The organism is Corynebacterium sp. UMB6689 (assembly GCF_030215295.1).
Lineage (GTDB): Bacteria > Actinomycetota > Actinomycetes > Mycobacteriales > Mycobacteriaceae > Corynebacterium > Corynebacterium aurimucosum.
This window is the reverse complement of the sequence record NZ_JASOLS010000213.1, coordinates 1-258: the sequence shown is the minus strand read 5'-3', so window position 1 is coordinate 258 and position 258 is coordinate 1. Positions and strand designations below refer to the sequence as shown.

Sequence of the window (258 nt, the reverse complement as noted above, 5' to 3'; positions counted from 1 at the left end):
GTACTGGGGGTGCGCGTATCCACCAGCGAGACCGGTCCAGCCTGGAATGAGTTCTTCGCTGACCTAGTCGCCCGAGGCCTCACCGGCGTGCGCCTGGTCACCAGCGACGCCCATCTGGGCCTAGTTGAGGCCATCGCCGCCAACCTGCCCGGAGCCACCTGGCAACGATGCCGCACCCACTACGCCGCGAATCTCATGTCGGTCACCCCCAAAGCGCTATGGCCCGCCGTCAAAGCGATGCTGCACTCGGTGTACGAC

Annotated in this window: 1 protein-coding gene; it reads left to right on the top strand. The window is 65.9% G+C overall.

All coding sequences use genetic code 11. The features are described from left to right. Positions 1-258 (top strand): transposase (locus QP363_RS13250; protein ID WP_284764831.1); only part of this gene is annotated, 258 nt, incomplete at both ends.